We start from the raw sequence: 14,953 nt of genomic DNA, 5'->3' as shown, positions 1-14,953 counted from the left end.
TCCAGCAAATTTTCCAGATCCACATACGATACACGATAATACTAAACCATCCGCGAGGATGGGACGGAAAGCCTACTGGGTCTCACCGAGACAGCCGGGTCGCCGAAATATCAGACTAGATATTCGGCCCCGGCTTTTTTATTGCCCAAAACCCCGTATTCACCTTTGCTTTGACTCCACATTCATGTGGCCAGCCGGGCGAAGTGGTACCCCAGGAGGAACTGACATGAGCATGAAATCGTTACTGAGCGTCTTGGCGGCAGGAGCCGCATTCGTTCTGCTCGGAGCGGCAACCGCCCCGACCGCGCAAGCCGGATCCGTCGGCGTCAACGTCCAACTGAATGGCTACATCCCCGCCCCGCCGGGAGTCCACATCTATTACGAATCCGGCCGCCCCTACTACGTCGAAAACCACCAGCGGGTGTACCTGAAGCAGAAGGAAAAGGAGCATCACGACCACGGTAAAAAGAAAGGGCACAAGAAACATCATCGCGACTGAGAGCATAACTCCCCACTGACAGGAGGATAGCACCATGCGAGAGAAACGTTCTGCCTTACGTATCATGATCCTTTTCGTTTGCGCCGTTGCCACGACCCTTTTGTACCTGAGCGGCTGCGGCGGTGGCGGCAGCAGCGCCGGCAAAGGAACCCTCAAGCTCGCCATCACCGACAAGCAAAGCGACGACTTCCAGAACCTCGTCATCTCCGTCAAGGAGATCAGGGTGGTCCCGGCCGGCCACGAGAACGCCGCCGATGACGACCCCGCCCTCCCGGTCCTGGCAAGGTTCAACCCGCAGGAAAAGGTCATCGACGTGATGACCCTGCAATTCGTCCAGCAAGCCCTGGGCGAGTTGGTGCTCCCGGCCGGGACCTACCGCCAGATCCGCCTGGTGCTGTACCCCAACCCGAACGGGAACCAGGCGCCGGTCAACTACCTTACCCTGAAGAGCGACCCGAACACCAAGATCCCGCTGACCACCCCGAGCGGTCAGCAGTCCGGGCTCAAGATCCTCGGGCCGATGGAGGTCAAGCCCGGCGTGATCAACGCGGTCATGATCGACTTCGACCCGAACACCGCGGTGGTCAAGCGCGGCAACACCAACGAGTACAACCTCAAACCCACCGGCATCAGGCTGATACAGATGGCGGACGTCCTGACGCAGTTCGGCTCCATCATCGGCAACGTCAGCAGCACCCTCCAGAATTGGAGCAGCGCGACCGTTTCCATCAAGCGTCGCGGGTCCATCAACGACACCACGCCCATCGCGTCCGGCCAGATCTTCGCCGGCTATACCAGCGGCAAGTGGCAAGCCCCCTTCTCGGCCTTCGTGCCGGCGAGCGAACCGGGGTGGGGCTACAAGGCCTTCGTCAACTCCAACGGCTTCGCGCTCTACTCCTCCGCCGCAGTACCGGTGGTGCAGGGACAGGCCAGGGACCTGGGTGAAATCGTCCTGGTTCCGCAATAAGAGTGCCATGAAGTGCCCCGGTCCTCGCAGAGGAGGACCGGGGGCGCATTAACGTAGAGGAGATGAAAGTGTATGCCTATAATTGAATGGAAGGACTGTTATGTGGTTGGCATACAGGAGATCGATCAACACCACCAAAGCCTGGTGCAGTATCTCAACAAAACCTATGACCACTTCCGTGAGGGGCACCCGTTGGACCCCTCCGTGCTGGAGATCCTGATCGACTATTCCATGCAGCATTTCGGTTGCGAAGAGCGCTGGATGGAGAACTCCTCCTACCCAAAGCTCGGGCCGCACAAGGAGGAGCACCGGCAATTTCGCACCAAGATCTCCCAACTGAAGAAAAAACAGCCCCTCGACACCAAGGCATCCGTCGAGCTGCTCTGGTTTCTCTGCAACTGGGTCACCCACCACATACGGGAAACCGATGCGGACTTCGGCAGGTACCTGAACTCCCAGTCCCGGCGCGGCTAAAGGGGAGCTGCGAACCGACACATATACCTGGAGGCAAGCCGCCGCGGGGGCATCGATAAGCGATAATACTCAACCATCCGCGAGGATGGGGCGGAAAGCCTACAGGGTCTCACCGAGACAGCCGGGTTGCCGAACTATCACCTGATATTCGGCCCCGGCTTTTTTTTGGTCCGCACCTGGAATATAAGGAATATTATATTTTTAAATCAACCGCTGCGCGAGAACTCGCGTCCTCCCCCTTGTGAAGGGGAGACTGAGGGGGTTTGCATTGGTTGGATCCACAATCTGCACGGACGCAAAGGAGGACAAGAGCATATGAAAACGATGAAACTATTGGCAGCAGCTGTCGCGGCTGTCGCAATGTTCATTTCCGTCACGCCGGCCTATGCCGGGAAGGAGTCGAGAAAGATCGAGGACTGCATCGAGGTGGTCAAGGCGATCAAGGCCATCCCCGAGGATGGGATACCCCCGATGCTGCTGAAGAACGCGCAGGGGATCATGATCATTCCTGAAGTGCTGAAGGTCGGCTTCGTAGTCGGCGGCAGGTACGGCACCGGCGTGCTGACCGTACGCGACGAGAAAGGGAACTGGAGCGATCCCGTCTTCGTAAAAATAGCCGGCGGCAGCCTGGGGTGGCAGATCGGTGCCGAGTCGACCGACCTCATCCTGGTCTTCAAGACTAAAAAAGGAGTGGACGGCGTCCTCAGGGGCAAGTTTACCCTCGGAGCCGACGCATCTGTGGCCGCAGGGCCGGTCGGTCGAAGCGCCGAGGGGGCGACCGACGTCACCCTGAAAAGCGAGATCCTCTCCTATTCTCGCAGCCGCGGTCTCTTTGCCGGTATCGCGCTCAACGGCGCCGCCCTGATGATCGATGACGATGCCAACGGCGCATACTACGGCAACCTCGACCCAAGGACCATAGCGGCCGGCCAGGCCGGCAAGCGCTCCCCGGAAGTAAAGCAGCTGCTTGACCTGCTGTAATCCCCCCACCAGACCAGAAGGCCGCCCGTTGCCCTCGTGGCCGGGCGGCTTTTTTTTGCTGCACGCTAAACCGACGACGCTCTCATTGATTCCAATTTCTTCAAGGCTAATCCCGCTCTCCCCACAAAGATATTAATCACGTTACGCCCCACTTAACTAATGAATGGCTCGCGAGGGTTTCAGCCGCTTGCAAACCGCCAAAACGTGCCCTAGACTTCGTGAAATCCTGCTAATGCTGGCCGCAACCTGCCGGAGAAGAGGAGAATAGCCATGTCCTACATCACTGTATCAGCTGACGTTAAAGGTAAAGACTCCACCTGCCTAAGCAACGTTCGCCGCTGTGCTCGTGGATTGGCGGATTTGGAGCTGTACAAGAACGGCCCCATCCCTATTAATATCGTGCAACAAGCTGTAGATGAGTATGATGCAGCGCACGAAGAGGGTAAATCCGGTAATCGTTCACAGATCCAAAGGCGTAAAAACGCACGCAAAGTCGTCACGGAAATGTTCAAGAAAATCGTCTCGTTCTTACAGTCAGTAGCGACAGAAGAGGATATCCCCGCTCTAATGCAAGCCGGGTTCAACGCCCATGTTCCGGTGTACCGCAAAAAGACAGCACCGGCACCTATGGCAGGTTAAAAAAGACCACATCACTTCGTCAGGCCCAAGCAGCTAAAGCAGGCTAAAATGAAATCCCCCCCGAGGAACCGGCCTATGGCGTAGTTCCCGGGGGGGCTTCCTTCCCAGCCGCTGCGTCAACTCCTCTACAAATACGCCCCCGGTGCCCCCCCATCTCTGATTTTCGAGTTCGAAACGCCTCACGACAGTGAAGGTACCCGTCGCAACAGTGTTGATGACCATCGTAGCAATGTTGATGACCATCGAAACGGTGTTGATACCCATCGTAGCAATGAAGATGACCATCGCACCAATGTTGATGACCATCTAAACAATGTTGATGACCATCTAAACAATGTTGATACCCATCGCAGCAATGTTGATGACTATCAAAACAATGTTTATGACCATCGCAACAATGTTTATTACCATCGCAACAGTGTTGATGACCATCTAAACAATGATGATGACCATCACAGCAGTGTTGATGACCATCAAAACGATGTTGATGACCATCGCAGCAGTGTTGATGACCATCGCAACGATGTTGATACCGGCCACAACGGTGTCGCCTCTGACGGCCCACATCACGGCTTGACTCCCACCTGGGCCGCGATACCATTAGCATGTTTTAATTTTATTCCGTCGCAATGCCCGGCACTTCTAACCTCGGAGGGATGAACATGACTGTTGGCAACGCCACTTTGGAGAGGCTCTTTCGCAAAATTTCGAACGTTTCCATGCTGCTCACCGATCGCTGCAATTTGCGGTGCTCGTATTGTTTCATCGACTGCACGCCTGCCAACGATTCAAGGATGTCGCTCGACACCGCAAAGGAGATAGCCCGTCTCCTGGTCGCGAATTCCCAGTACCCACAAGTAGTCCTGCATTTATACGGCGGCGAACCGTTGCTGGTCGAGGACGCCTGGATCGCGGAGTTCGTCGCCTATGCCAGGGCGCTTGGCCAACAGCAGGGCAAAGGAGTGATCTTTCCCCTGAGTACGAACGGGACGCTGCTGGATGAGGAGCGCATGGTGAGGCTGCACGACCTCGGCGTCTCGTTCTCGATAAGCTGCGACGGGCCGCCCCATATCCACGACGCCTGTCGCGAGGGGGGAGCGAAGATCCACGAACTGTTCGGGGCGGCACGCAAGCGGAACATTCAGGTGGGCGTGGTCACCACCATAAACAGGCACAACTGCGACAGGATGCCGGAAGTAATGGAGTATCTGCGTGAGCAGGGGGTGGCGGGGATGATCTCGAACTTCGTGGTCGCGCAGGGACGTGGCGATGCCGAGCAACTTTCAGCGGACCAGATGTACCGGAGCACCGTCGCGATGATAGAGCACATGCTGAAGACCGACTTGTCCGTGGACGACATGAGGATCGGGAGACTCGCCTACCAATTCCTCTGCGCCAACCATGGCAACGCCTCCCAGCCGCAGTGGAACCGCTCCTGCGACTCGGCGGAGGACAAGGTCGGCATAGATGCAGAGGGGAACATCTTCGTGTGCGGTGGAACCAGGAACAGGGATTACCTGCTCGGCCGGTTGGGCGAGGAGATCGACGAATGCGGGGTACAACGGCTGCGCGACAACTTCCCCAGGAAAGGAACATGGTATATCCGCTGCTTCGATTGCAAGGCCAACCACTTCTGCACCCACGGCTGCCCCATATCCTGCGACCTTTCCGAAAACTTCCGGGAGAACCATTGCAACTACACCAGGCAGATGTGGACCTACTTCGGCAACAACCCCGATCAGGCCCGGAAGCTTCACGAGATGACCATGCGAAAAATGCAGCAGTGCATGAAACCACCGACAGCGACAGACGGCGACCACCGATGTCAGATCGAGGTCGGAGCACAAGGAGGAGAGTAGCACCTGCTGTCCAACGCGTAACCACAACAGGAAAAAGGAGGATGAACATGATTACCAGAGGACTAGACGGCACTTTTTACGAGATTCCTGACGACATGGCCGACCAGTACAAGGTCCCCCCAGAAGAGGTCCAGGCAAAACTTGGATCAGGATGCGGGTATTCCCAAAACGTCCAGATGGGAATGGGGCAGCAGATGATGGGTCCTCAGAGCAGCGGCAGCCCCCAGGGGGTGGTGATAAACGTCATCAACCCCACCGCCGTGCAGAACCCGATGATGGGCAGCCAGCAGCCCCCGCAACAGCAGGGATCGAAGTCCTTCCTGCAGAGTGCAGGAGAAGGAGCCCAAGCAGAGGGCGCCGCAGGACAGCTGACCGGGACCTGTTATAGCTGCTACAGTTGCTACTGCTACAGTTGCTACTGCTACAGCTGTTACTGCTACAGGACCTGCTACAGCTGCTACGTCCAGCCGGTCTAGACGCCGGCGACGGCATCTCTACATCATCCACACGATCATGAGAGAAATAGACGTATCGCCCGAGGGATTGGCCAGAAGGCCGATCCCTTTTCATTATGCAAGAGGACCTGCTCGAGATCCTTGTGGCGTCGTAAAAACCATTCAGCAGGGTCACCCTTGCTCCCAGATTTAATCGTTTATAATCCACCTCTCAATTGACATCTCAGATGGCGGGTATAAAGAAAATCTTGAGTACGCATCAGTAGTGATCCCAATCAAGGAGGAACTGCCCCATGTTAAAAAAACTCGGCTATTTCCTGCTTTTAGGTGTATCGCTGACTGTCACGGCTGGCTGTGCAAACCGTGCCACAGGGACACTGACTGCCGGCGTAGATTTGGGCAAACTCAAGACCTTCTATGTCGTACAGGCGCCCGACGACAAAAGGAACACCTACCAACTCATCAAGGAAAATTTGGAAAAGCGGGGATTCGGCGCAACCACCGGTCCAGAGTTGAAGCCACCATACCAAAGCGACGCCGTGGTTACCTACGCCGATAAGTGGATGTGGGATATCACGATGTACATGCTTGAGCTTACCATCATCTTCCGGGATCCTAAGACCGACTTCCCCTTAGCCACCGGCAATTCCCTCCACGCCTCCCTGACCAGAAAACCTCCTGCGGATATGGTTGATGAAGTACTGACCAACATCTTTAACGCGAAGCCGGCTAAATAAGGAGGACGCCATGCGCCAGAGAGATGGAAGTCCCGAAGACGCCACACTCATATCGAAGCTACTGATTCTCTTTCTCTGTGTCTCCGCGCTCATGGTTGCCGGTTGTTGCACCACGGCAACGCACGAAGGGATGACCCCGACCACCTTTGAAACAGGAGCGAAGAACCAGAAAACGGTGGGCGTTGACGTGGGAGGGGGCAAGGAACTCGACGAGTTGGGGAGGACACGGATATCGAACGAGGAGTTCAAGAAGGCGCTGCTGGCCGCCATAACCAAGTCAGGTACTTTTTCACGGACCGTTGAAGGCAAGGAGGGTGACTACCTTCTCTCGGTGATGATTTTCTCAATGGAGCAACCGGTTTTCGGGTTGTCCTTTACCGTGAAGATGGAGGCTGGTTGGACGCTGAAGCGGGTCGCCACCGGCGAAACGGTGTGGCAGGAATCGATCAAATCTGAACATACCGCAACAACGGGGGATGCATTTATCGGTGCCACCCGCCTGAGATTGGCGACAGAAGGCGCAGGGCGGAAGAACATCAGTCAGGGGCTTGCGAAAATTTCGAAACTAAGCCTCTGATACCAGTGTAGCCATAGAGGTGGTACGGCTTTAGAGGCACAGTCATCGAAGCAACCTATGGCATGGTTGGGCCATATTACTCAGACAACCGTGCCGAAGAGCTTACCGACGCCAGCGGTTAGTCCCATTGCTAACGCCCCCCAGAAAGCGACACGAATTGCACCCTTCACAATAGGCGCGCCACCGGCGTATGCTGCGGTTGCCCCCAGTATGGCTAAAGTAACCAGCGCGGTCGCAGATAAAACCTCGGTAACCCAGGCTGTAGGAGCGAGCAACAGAGCTACTATCGGAACAATGGCACCCACCGCGAAAGAAATGGCAGACGCGAGAGCAGCTTGAACCGGCCGAGCCCGTAGGGTCTCGGTGATGCCTAGTTCGTCACGAGCGTGTGCCAAAAGTGCATCGCGGGACGTCAGCTTTTCTGCTACCAGGCGTGCTAACGGTTGATCGAGACCTCGGCTCACATAAATTGACGTCAACTCCGCGAGTTCGCTCTCTGGTTGAGTCTGTAGCTCGCTCTTTTCTCTTTTAATGTCTGCGCCTTCAGTATCAGCCTGCGATTGAACCGAGACATACTCGCCGGCCGCCATTGACATAGCTCCAGCTACCAGACCGGCTACACCGGTAAGCAGAATACTATTTTGTGGTGCTCCAGAGGCAGCAACGCCGACGACAAGGCTTGCGATCGAAATTGTTCCGTCATTAGCACCAAGCACGGCGGCTCGAAGCCAACCAATTCTGTTCGATTTGTGAGATTCGCCTTGAGGTCGCGGCATTATAAGAATCTCCATGTGTCTTACAGGCGGCGCTTGACTACCGGGCGACGCTTTATCGCCTGGTCATGGTCTGAGCGTCTGGTTGGGGGTAATTCTACATCAGATCGGGACTCGATTCGAGTCAAGAGACATCATGGTTACTCTACTTTGACCCGACTCGCTGATGAACGGTTATTGGTAACTACTCCCGGGAAGGAAAAGGGCATGGGCAACTTTATGAGGCGCTGATATGGATGAAAAAATCCGACCGGTCGCCTGATGTTGGCGAGAAAGGTAGAACAGAAGGGACGTGCGGGCTGTTAGACGAAAATTGGCTTGGGGCACCGGGATCTAAGCAGGTGGAACCGTTCCTTGCTCCAGTAATTCCAAGACTCGGTGATTGATGACATCGATGGCCTGGGTGGTCCGACCTGTTGGAGATGTGGCAGGTATCACCGCTTGTCAACACGCCGAAGGTTGACAGTTGCGAGCTGGTCGCACCGCTCTGTAGACGCGGGAGCATCCGCCTGCCGAGATTTTCTGGAGAGCTGCGGAACAGGAGCGCAGGAGGAGCGGGCGAATCACGGAACTGAGCGGAGGCCGGATGTAGAGATTGGCGCTTTGTTGCTAGTCACCAAGGCTCGAGCGAATGGCTTGAAGAAAGTCCGCAGGGGTGAAGGGTTTTGGGATGAGACTAACTCCATCGGGCGCTGGTTGATCTGAAGCATATCCGCTCATAAGAAGAACTTTGACGGATGGAGTGATGGTCCTCATTATCTTGATGCTCGACAAACCGTCCAGTCGAGGCATAACAATGTCTGTTACGACGAGCTTTATTTCTTGTACGTTGAGCTTGAATTTTTCAAGTGCATCTAAGCCATCAGCGGCCTGTATCACTTTATAACCGTGGCAAACCAGGAGGTCATGAAGCATCGACCGGATTTGGGCCTCGTCATCGACGAGAAGGATCGTGTGTTCGCTGGCAGGTTCTCCCTGTCTCATACTACTCCTCCTGTTCAATCCATGCTTAATCGACCGCTATATGTACATCAGCAAAAAGAAGCCAAAGGCTGCAGACACCTCTGAGGCTTCCTGCGTTTGAGAAGCGCGAATTTGAGTCAAAATGGTATCAACGCCCTGCAAAATCTCACCAGATGTGTTTCAGATGGAAGATTTGCAACAACGCCTCCACGAGAAGCTTGAGCGGGAACGCCAATATATCGTGACTTTGTTCTAATGTAAACATTTCTAATTCGTTACCTTACAGAGGTTCCTGATTTGGCGCTCATTGAGGATGGAGGAGAAGCAGAGGCTGATACGGGGCAAATGGGGTTGGGGGGCGTGGCGGGGCCGGGAAGAAAAGGGTCAGCCTGGAAGAGCAAGGTGTTGCAGCAAGAAATAAGCACAATAAGTTTCTTCAGGAGCTTCTGGCTGGGGGCGTTTCCCCTCCTGATGCAGCATCTGAATGCGTACCCAAAACGGTCACGAAAAAGGTCACCAAAGTAGAAACGGGCACTTACCTAAAAAGGTAAATGCCCGTTATTTTTGGCTGGGGCGCCAGGGATCGAACCTGGGAATGACGGGATCAAAACCCGTTGCCTTACCGCTTGGCGACGCCCCAATGATTTGTTTTTTTCCTACAGCGTCTGCACAGCTTCCGCGAACCAGCCTCGCTCCGCCGCTATCTCCGCTGCGGCCTTGCGGGCTACTGCCTCGTCCTCGAATATACCGAAGACGGTGGCGCCGCTTCCGGACATCAAGGAACCGCTTGCTCCGGCTGCCAGCAGCATGTCCTTCAACTCGTTCAGAAGCGGATGCTTTCCGCAGGTAACCGGCTCGAGATCGTTGGACAAGAGCTCGGCAACTTCTGCCGCGCTGCCGTACGAACCGCGAATTATAGTGGCAGCCCCTTTCGCTGTCAATATTAAATTTTGGTAGACCCAGGCGGTAGAGACATGGATCCCGGGATTGACCAGGACCACCCACAGTCTCGGCATCGACTCCATGGCGGTGAGCTTGTCCCCGATCCCTTCTGCCAGCGCGGTCTTCTTGAAGATGAAAAAGGGTACGTCGGCCCCGAGCTTCACACCTATCTCCATGAGCCGCTCGTCGGAAAGCCCCAATCCCAAAAGCTGGTTCACCCCCATGAGCACGGTCGCGGCGTCGCTGCTTCCCCCACCCAGGCCGGCCGCCACCGGGATCCGCTTGTCGATGGCGATGTCGATGCCTATCTCTTTTCCGGAAAGCTTCAAGAGTGCCTCGGCCGCACGCCAGGCGATGTTGCCCGGCCCGTCGGGCACCCCCTTCTTGCCGCAGGTGACGCGGATGCCCGGAGTCTCGCTCAGGGCGATGCTGATCTCGTCGCAAAGGCCGACCCGCTGCATGACCATGCGCAGCTCATGGTAGCCGTCCGCCCTCTTCCCCAGTACGTCCAACCGGTAATTCACCTTGGCGGGCGCCAGCAGTTGCAGTTTTTCCACGATTTGCTCCTTACACCCCACAAAGGGACGCGATTTATTGATCTTTCATCACTTCGCCCAGAACGCAGGTGGCGTAGGCTCCGCGCGGCAGGGAGAAATCGAAAAGCAGATCCCCCCCATCCTGCCGCACCGATGCGGCCGAAAGCGGTACGCGCAGAGGGCGGCGCTCACCTTCCATGCGCAGCCCACCGGAAAGGTTGAAGCTCTCCGGTGTCAGCCCCTCGGCTGCCAGGATCCCGGCTTCCAGCTCACCTTGTGCACCCTTGGCTTCCATCATGGTGCAACCGAATATGGGGCCGGTCGCCGAAATCTCGAAGGTCTCGACCCGCGGCGCCTCGGCGGCGGCATCCTGCACCAGGAAACAGGCGCCGTTGTCATGCTTGAAGGCGATGTCGCCCTCTTCGATCCGATCGAGTCGCTCCAGCCTCTGTTCCAGCACCATGTCAAACAACGAGGACTGGAATGCGGAGAGGTACAGCCTTTTCATACGCGGCTGCACCGCGTGGAAAGCCTTCTCGTACGCGTCGGGACGCTGCTGCAACCGTCCGAGCAGCTCGCGCTCGGTCCGGAAGTGGCCGGGAAACAGGTGGAGGCTTTCCGCTAAATCTCCCTGCCGGTAAGCCTCGATGGCCTGACGCCAGCGTTCGTCGGTCACCTGCGCGGGGTCACCTATCAGGGTATCGACCGCGGCCTTGAAGTCGCGACGCAGCATGGCGGCACCGATGGCGTGGCTGTTCCCCTGCACGCCGTAGCGCTGCACGCCGAACCGGTTGGGTACGCCGCGAGTCGTCAGGACGGCAAGCACGGTCTCGGCCTGCGCCAGCGCCCCGGCTGCAACATCGCGAACCCTGATCTCGAAGCGGTTGCCCTTCAGGTGACCAAGCCTCAGCTTGTTGCCGTGCAACACGGCGGAGAGCACCTTGATCCCCGGAACTTCGAGCGCGCGCACCTTCTCCGGCGCAACGCGGGGGATGGAGACGCTCTGGCGGGTGATGCCCACTGCGTCCTTCATGCCTGCGTAGCCGATGTCGCGCTCCTGCACCCCCAGCGCCTTGGCGAGACGGCGCACCGCTTCGAGGGTGGCGATGCCGCGCTTCTCGATGGCGACGTAGCAATGCTCCCCCTGCCCGCTGGGGAGGTACGCCGGAATCTCCTCGACGATGAAGTCCTCGGGGGTGTTCTTTATAGTGCCGCCGGTACCAGGTACCTCGGCGGTTAGATATCTCTGCACCGCTCCTCCATCCCGAACGTTTTATCGATCACGGCATCATACTCAGTCGGGGACCCCGTTTCAACTGGTTTTGTCACGGCAGCCAAATCGTCTTCCCTTCCTGATTTTGCCGAGTTCCTGCACGCCGATCCTGACAGATTCCCGCGACCGCTGCCCAAGTTACCTCGGAAGCGAGAATCTTCACCAACGGTGACAGCGAATGCCACGTTTACCCAGAACAAACTTTTTTTCAACCAGAAGCAAGATCGATTTAGCAAATGCCGTCGTCGCTGATATACTGGTTTCGAAGCAGTTATATCGAAGCTAAAGGGGAATGAAGCATGACCAGCAAGGCCAGTGTCAGAAGAAGCGCCGCCAGTGAGCTTTCCGAAAACCGCAAATGGCTGAGAGAGCAGATCAATCCTTACTTCTTCACGTCGATGCAGGACGAGCCGGAAGCACTGATGCTTCTGGAGCGCGAGCTTCGTTCCCTCAAGACCAACAGGCGCCTGATCCTGGCCGACCGCGACAAGAGCCTCATCCTGGCCAGGGTGAACGAGCCGGGATCCCTGTACGACTCGCTGCGGCACTTCCAGGACCGGGAGATCTCCTATGCCATGATCACCCACTCCGACGCCCCCATGCCGGAGATGAGCCAGGCCCTGGAGATTCAGCGCTTCGAGTTCGACCGCAAGAGCAACGAAGACATCCAGGCCTGGAGAGAGGTGCAACTCCCGCAGGGGCTGATGCGCAGGACCGCCGCGGAACTGCGCAGCACCTACCCTGAGTTCGACCTGAAAGAGTTCGACCGACTGCTCAAGATCCTCTGGCTCAACAACGAAAGCTACGTGAAGGTGGCCTCGCCGCTGCGCGTGGCCCAGGTGCTGCAGCTGCTGCAGAAGTCGAGCCGCAGCGGCGGCTTGTACCTGCACGTGGAGCCGACCCCGGACGTGAAGACATCGCGGGTCCATTTCGCGGTCGCCAACCCGCCCCAGAAGGAGTTCCTCCTGCAGCTCATGGAGGTGTTCAACCGGCTCGACCTCGGCGTGAACCGCGCCTACTGCCTCACCATCTCCAACGGGGTCCACCCCTATTTCCTGGGGACCTTCCTGGTGAACCGACGCTCGGGCGAGGTGCTGGAACCGGGCTCGGAGCTGTTCCGCAGGCTGCAGCAGGAGCTCTACAACACCCAGATCGTGTCGACCAAGAGTCACACCTACCGCGAGTTCGTCACCAACAACGTGATGACCGGAGAGGAAGCGTCCCTCGTGAACGCGTTCATCGCCTTCTGCCACACGAACCTCGCCCACAACCAGCCGGACCGCTTCGGCCCGGACGACGTGCAAAACGCCTTTCACGCGCACCCCGAGATGTCGCTGCAGCTCGTGAAGCTGTTCAAGGCGCGCTTCGACCCGGCCATAACCGAGAGCCATCCGCTCTACGGCTCGATCCTGGCAGAAACGGTGCAGGCGGTGAACGACTACAACACCGGTCACCGCTACCTGGACGAGGTGCGCCGGGCCATCTACCGCTGCTGCCTCATCTTCATCACCCATACCCTGAAGACGAATTTCTTCGTGCTCGAGAAACAGGCCTTCGCCTTCCGGCTCGACCCCACCTACCTCACCGAGCTCGGACCGGCCTTCACCGCCGACCTGCCGCAGGCCCTTCCCTTCCGGGTCACCTTCTTCTTCAGCCGCTTCGGGTTCGGCTACCACATCGGCTTCTCCGACATCGCGCGCGGCGGCTGGCGCACCGTCATCGCCCGCAACATGGACGACTTCATCACCAACTCGAACACCATCTTCAGGGAGAACTTCGTTCTGGCGCACACCCAGCACCTGAAGAACAAGGACATCTACGAAGGGGGCTCAAAGCTCGTGCTGATCCTGGACTCCTCCGACCTGCAGCGGGGCGGCGAGCGCCAGATGGAGAACTGGCGGCTGTACAAGCTGCAGCACGGCGTCACCAACGCCTTTTTGGACATCTTCGTCACCGACCACGGGGTGGCGAGGTCGCCTGCGGTGGTTGATTACTACCGCGAGGACGAGCCGATCGAACTGGGACCTGACGAGAACATGCACGATTCCATGATCGAGAACATCGCCCGGATCTCCAAGCGGCGCGGCTACATCCTTGGCATCGGCATCATGTCCAGCAAGGAGGTGGGGATCAACCACAAGGAATACGGCGTCACCTCAACGGGGGTGGTGAAGTTCGCCGAGATCACCATGGCCGAGTTGGGGATCGACATCTACCGCGATCCCTTCAGCGTCAAGTTCACCGGCGGACCCAACGGAGACGTGGCGGGCAACGCCATGCGCATCCTTTTGGAGCGCGCCCCCCACGTGGCGATCAAGCTGATCCTGGACGGGACCGCGGCGCTGTGCGACCCCGAGGGGGCGGATCGCAAGGAGCTCGGGCGCATCGTGCTGCAGCAGGATCTCGAGGCCTTCGACCCGCAGGCGCTGCACCCGGGTGGTTTCCTGCTCTACCGCAGTGGCAGCCGGCGCGACGGGCTGCGCGAACTGTACCGGAAGGTGACCAGGAGCGCGGAGGGGCTGAGGGAGGAATGGATCTCCACCGACGAGTTTTCCAGGGTCTACGCGAGCCTCCCCTTCACCGTGAAGACCGACCTCTTCATCCCGGCGGGGGGGCGTCCGGAAAGCATCGACAAGGACAACTGGCAGAGCTACCTGCTGCCCAACGGCACCCCTTCCGCGAGCGCCATCGTGGAGGGAGCCAACTCCTTCATCACCCCCGAGGCGCGCGTGCAGCTGCAGAAGAAGGGGGTCATCATCATGCGCGACGCCTCGGCCAACAAGTGCGGCGTCATCTCCTCCTCCTACGAGATCATCGCCAACCTGCTGCTCACCGAGCCGGAGTTCATGGCGCACAAGGAGCGCTACGTCCAGGACGTCCTGGAGATACTGGAGCAGCGCGCGGCGGACGAGGCGCGGCTGATCCTGAAGCGGCGCCGCGAGCAGCCTGGGCTTCTTTGCACCGAGATCTCCGACGCCCTAAGCGGCGAGATCAACGAGCACTACGCGACCATCTACCGCTTCTTCCAGAAAAGGCCGCAACTCTGCCTTCAGCCGATCTACAAGAAGGCGATCCTCTCGCACCTGCCCAAGATGCTCAGGGAGGAACCCAAGTACGCGAAGCGCATCAGGAACCTCCCGCAGAAGTACCTCTTCGCGATACTCGCCGCCGAGATCGGCTCTTCGCTGGTCTACCGCGGCGACCGGGAGGCGGATTTCGAGGCGACCCTCAAGGGGCACCTGATGCGGATGTTCGGGGAGTAGGCTGCGCAGGGTCAG

Annotated in this window: 15 protein-coding genes, 1 tRNA gene and 2 riboswitches; of the genes, 10 read left to right on the top strand and 6 right to left on the bottom strand. The window is 57.9% G+C overall.

Annotation, left to right across the window (positions count from 1 at the left end):
• Positions 1–30 precede the first annotated feature (30 nt).
• Positions 31–107: riboswitch (cyclic di-GMP riboswitch) on the top strand.
• Positions 108–226: 119 nt separating this feature from the next.
• From KP003_RS06305 to KP003_RS06285, 5 genes are all read left to right on the top strand, one after another.
• A complete protein-coding gene (locus KP003_RS06305; RefSeq protein ID WP_236026854.1) occupies positions 227–499 on the top strand; it encodes a hypothetical protein in 273 nt (90 codons plus the stop codon).
• Positions 500–533: 34 nt separating this feature from the next.
• On the top strand, positions 534–1,466 hold the full coding sequence (locus KP003_RS06300) for a DUF4382 domain-containing protein (RefSeq protein WP_216498673.1): 933 nt from the start codon (positions 534–536) through the stop codon (positions 1,464–1,466).
• Between the two features lie 72 nt (positions 1,467–1,538).
• Entirely contained in the window at positions 1,539–1,940 is a 402-nt protein-coding gene (locus tag KP003_RS06295) for a bacteriohemerythrin (protein WP_216498672.1), read from the top strand.
• Between the two features lie 57 nt (positions 1,941–1,997).
• Positions 1,998–2,074, top strand: a riboswitch (cyclic di-GMP riboswitch).
• A gap of 181 nt (positions 2,075–2,255) precedes the next feature.
• The gene (locus tag KP003_RS06290; RefSeq protein WP_216498671.1) at positions 2,256–2,921 is read left to right on the top strand and encodes a lipid-binding SYLF domain-containing protein; all 666 of its coding nucleotides are present in this window, start codon (positions 2,256–2,258) and stop codon (positions 2,919–2,921) included.
• 270 nt (positions 2,922–3,191) lie between these two features.
• Positions 3,192–3,560, top strand: coding sequence for a hypothetical protein (locus tag KP003_RS06285; RefSeq protein WP_216498670.1), 369 nt, complete (start codon positions 3,192–3,194; stop codon positions 3,558–3,560).
• 432 nt (positions 3,561–3,992) lie between these two features.
• Here the strand turns inward: KP003_RS06285 and KP003_RS06280 are convergent, their stop codons facing one another.
• Positions 3,993–4,130 carry a hypothetical protein gene (locus KP003_RS06280; protein ID WP_216498669.1) on the bottom strand — a complete coding sequence of 46 codons (138 nt, stop codon included), beginning with the start codon at positions 4,128–4,130 and terminating at the stop codon, positions 3,993–3,995.
• A gap of 59 nt (positions 4,131–4,189) precedes the next feature.
• On the opposite strand from KP003_RS06280, the gene KP003_RS06275 reads away from it, so the two are divergent.
• The 4 genes from KP003_RS06275 (at position 4,190) to KP003_RS06260 (ending at position 7,188) form a co-directional block, all read left to right on the top strand.
• Complete coding sequence (locus tag KP003_RS06275; protein WP_367620819.1) at positions 4,190–5,419, top strand: radical SAM protein; 1,230 nt, start codon at positions 4,190–4,192, stop codon at positions 5,417–5,419.
• A gap of 47 nt (positions 5,420–5,466) precedes the next feature.
• Positions 5,467–5,895 carry a hypothetical protein gene (locus KP003_RS06270; RefSeq protein ID WP_216498667.1) on the top strand — a complete coding sequence of 143 codons (429 nt, stop codon included), beginning with the start codon at positions 5,467–5,469 and terminating at the stop codon, positions 5,893–5,895.
• Positions 5,896–6,167: 272 nt separating this feature from the next.
• Positions 6,168–6,611 carry a hypothetical protein gene (locus KP003_RS06265; protein ID WP_216498666.1) on the top strand — a complete coding sequence of 148 codons (444 nt, stop codon included), beginning with the start codon at positions 6,168–6,170 and terminating at the stop codon, positions 6,609–6,611.
• A 10-nt stretch (positions 6,612–6,621) separates the two neighbouring features.
• Positions 6,622–7,188, top strand: a complete 567-nt coding sequence (locus KP003_RS06260; RefSeq protein WP_216498665.1) for a hypothetical protein — start codon at positions 6,622–6,624, stop codon at positions 7,186–7,188.
• 80 nt (positions 7,189–7,268) lie between these two features.
• On the opposite strand, the gene KP003_RS06255 is transcribed toward KP003_RS06260, so the two are convergent.
• The 5 genes from KP003_RS06255 to truD all read right to left on the bottom strand — a co-directional run bounded on the left by KP003_RS06255 (position 7,269) and on the right by truD (position 11,654).
• Positions 7,269–7,979 carry a VIT1/CCC1 transporter family protein gene (locus tag KP003_RS06255; RefSeq protein ID WP_236026853.1) on the bottom strand — a complete coding sequence of 237 codons (711 nt, stop codon included), beginning with the start codon at positions 7,977–7,979 and terminating at the stop codon, positions 7,269–7,271.
• A gap of 591 nt (positions 7,980–8,570) precedes the next feature.
• Positions 8,571–8,945 carry a response regulator gene (locus tag KP003_RS06250; protein WP_216498664.1) on the bottom strand — a complete coding sequence of 125 codons (375 nt, stop codon included), beginning with the start codon at positions 8,943–8,945 and terminating at the stop codon, positions 8,571–8,573.
• Between the two features lie 544 nt (positions 8,946–9,489).
• A tRNA-Gln gene (locus KP003_RS06245) sits at positions 9,490–9,564 on the bottom strand.
• Between the two features lie 16 nt (positions 9,565–9,580).
• Positions 9,581–10,423 carry a 4-(cytidine 5'-diphospho)-2-C-methyl-D-erythritol kinase gene (gene ispE, locus KP003_RS06240; protein WP_216498663.1) on the bottom strand — a complete coding sequence of 281 codons (843 nt, stop codon included), beginning with the start codon at positions 10,421–10,423 and terminating at the stop codon, positions 9,581–9,583.
• A 34-nt stretch (positions 10,424–10,457) separates the two neighbouring features.
• Positions 10,458–11,654, bottom strand: coding sequence for a tRNA pseudouridine(13) synthase TruD (gene truD, locus KP003_RS06235; RefSeq protein ID WP_216498662.1), 1,197 nt, complete (start codon positions 11,652–11,654; stop codon positions 10,458–10,460).
• 320 nt (positions 11,655–11,974) lie between these two features.
• Between truD and KP003_RS06230 the strand changes: the two genes are divergently transcribed.
• Positions 11,975–14,938 (top strand): NAD-glutamate dehydrogenase domain-containing protein, encoded by a 2,964-nt coding sequence (locus KP003_RS06230; protein ID WP_216498661.1) that lies wholly within the window; start codon positions 11,975–11,977, stop codon positions 14,936–14,938.
• Positions 14,939–14,953: the final 15 nt, after the last annotated feature.

The organism is Geomonas diazotrophica, from assembly GCF_019063885.1.
Taxonomy (GTDB): domain Bacteria; phylum Desulfobacterota; class Desulfuromonadia; order Geobacterales; family Geobacteraceae; genus Geomonas; species Geomonas diazotrophica.
Note: the sequence above shows the minus strand (reverse complement) of the source record. Positions and strands in the feature narration are given on the sequence as shown.

Excerpts from the sequence above, each read along its gene's own strand:
- KP003_RS06305 (WP_236026854.1), top strand. The coding sequence starts at position 227 with ATGAGCATGAAATCGTTACTGAGCGTCTTGGCGGCAGGAGCCGCATTC.
- KP003_RS06300 (WP_216498673.1), top strand. The coding sequence starts at position 534 with ATGCGAGAGAAACGTTCTGCCTTACGTATCATGATCCTTTTCGTTTGC.
- KP003_RS06295 (WP_216498672.1), top strand. The coding sequence starts at position 1,539 with ATGCCTATAATTGAATGGAAGGACTGTTATGTGGTTGGCATACAGGAG.
- KP003_RS06290 (WP_216498671.1), top strand. The coding sequence starts at position 2,256 with ATGAAAACGATGAAACTATTGGCAGCAGCTGTCGCGGCTGTCGCAATG.
- KP003_RS06285 (WP_216498670.1), top strand. The coding sequence starts at position 3,192 with ATGTCCTACATCACTGTATCAGCTGACGTTAAAGGTAAAGACTCCACC.
- KP003_RS06275 (WP_367620819.1), top strand. The coding sequence starts at position 4,190 with ATGCCCGGCACTTCTAACCTCGGAGGGATGAACATGACTGTTGGCAAC.
- KP003_RS06270 (WP_216498667.1), top strand. The coding sequence starts at position 5,467 with ATGATTACCAGAGGACTAGACGGCACTTTTTACGAGATTCCTGACGAC.
- KP003_RS06265 (WP_216498666.1), top strand. The coding sequence starts at position 6,168 with ATGTTAAAAAAACTCGGCTATTTCCTGCTTTTAGGTGTATCGCTGACT.
- KP003_RS06260 (WP_216498665.1), top strand. The coding sequence starts at position 6,622 with ATGCGCCAGAGAGATGGAAGTCCCGAAGACGCCACACTCATATCGAAG.
- KP003_RS06255 (WP_236026853.1), bottom strand. The coding sequence starts at position 7,979 with ATGGAGATTCTTATAATGCCGCGACCTCAAGGCGAATCTCACAAATCG.
- KP003_RS06250 (WP_216498664.1), bottom strand. The coding sequence starts at position 8,945 with ATGAGACAGGGAGAACCTGCCAGCGAACACACGATCCTTCTCGTCGAT.
- KP003_RS06230 (WP_216498661.1), top strand. The coding sequence starts at position 11,975 with ATGACCAGCAAGGCCAGTGTCAGAAGAAGCGCCGCCAGTGAGCTTTCC.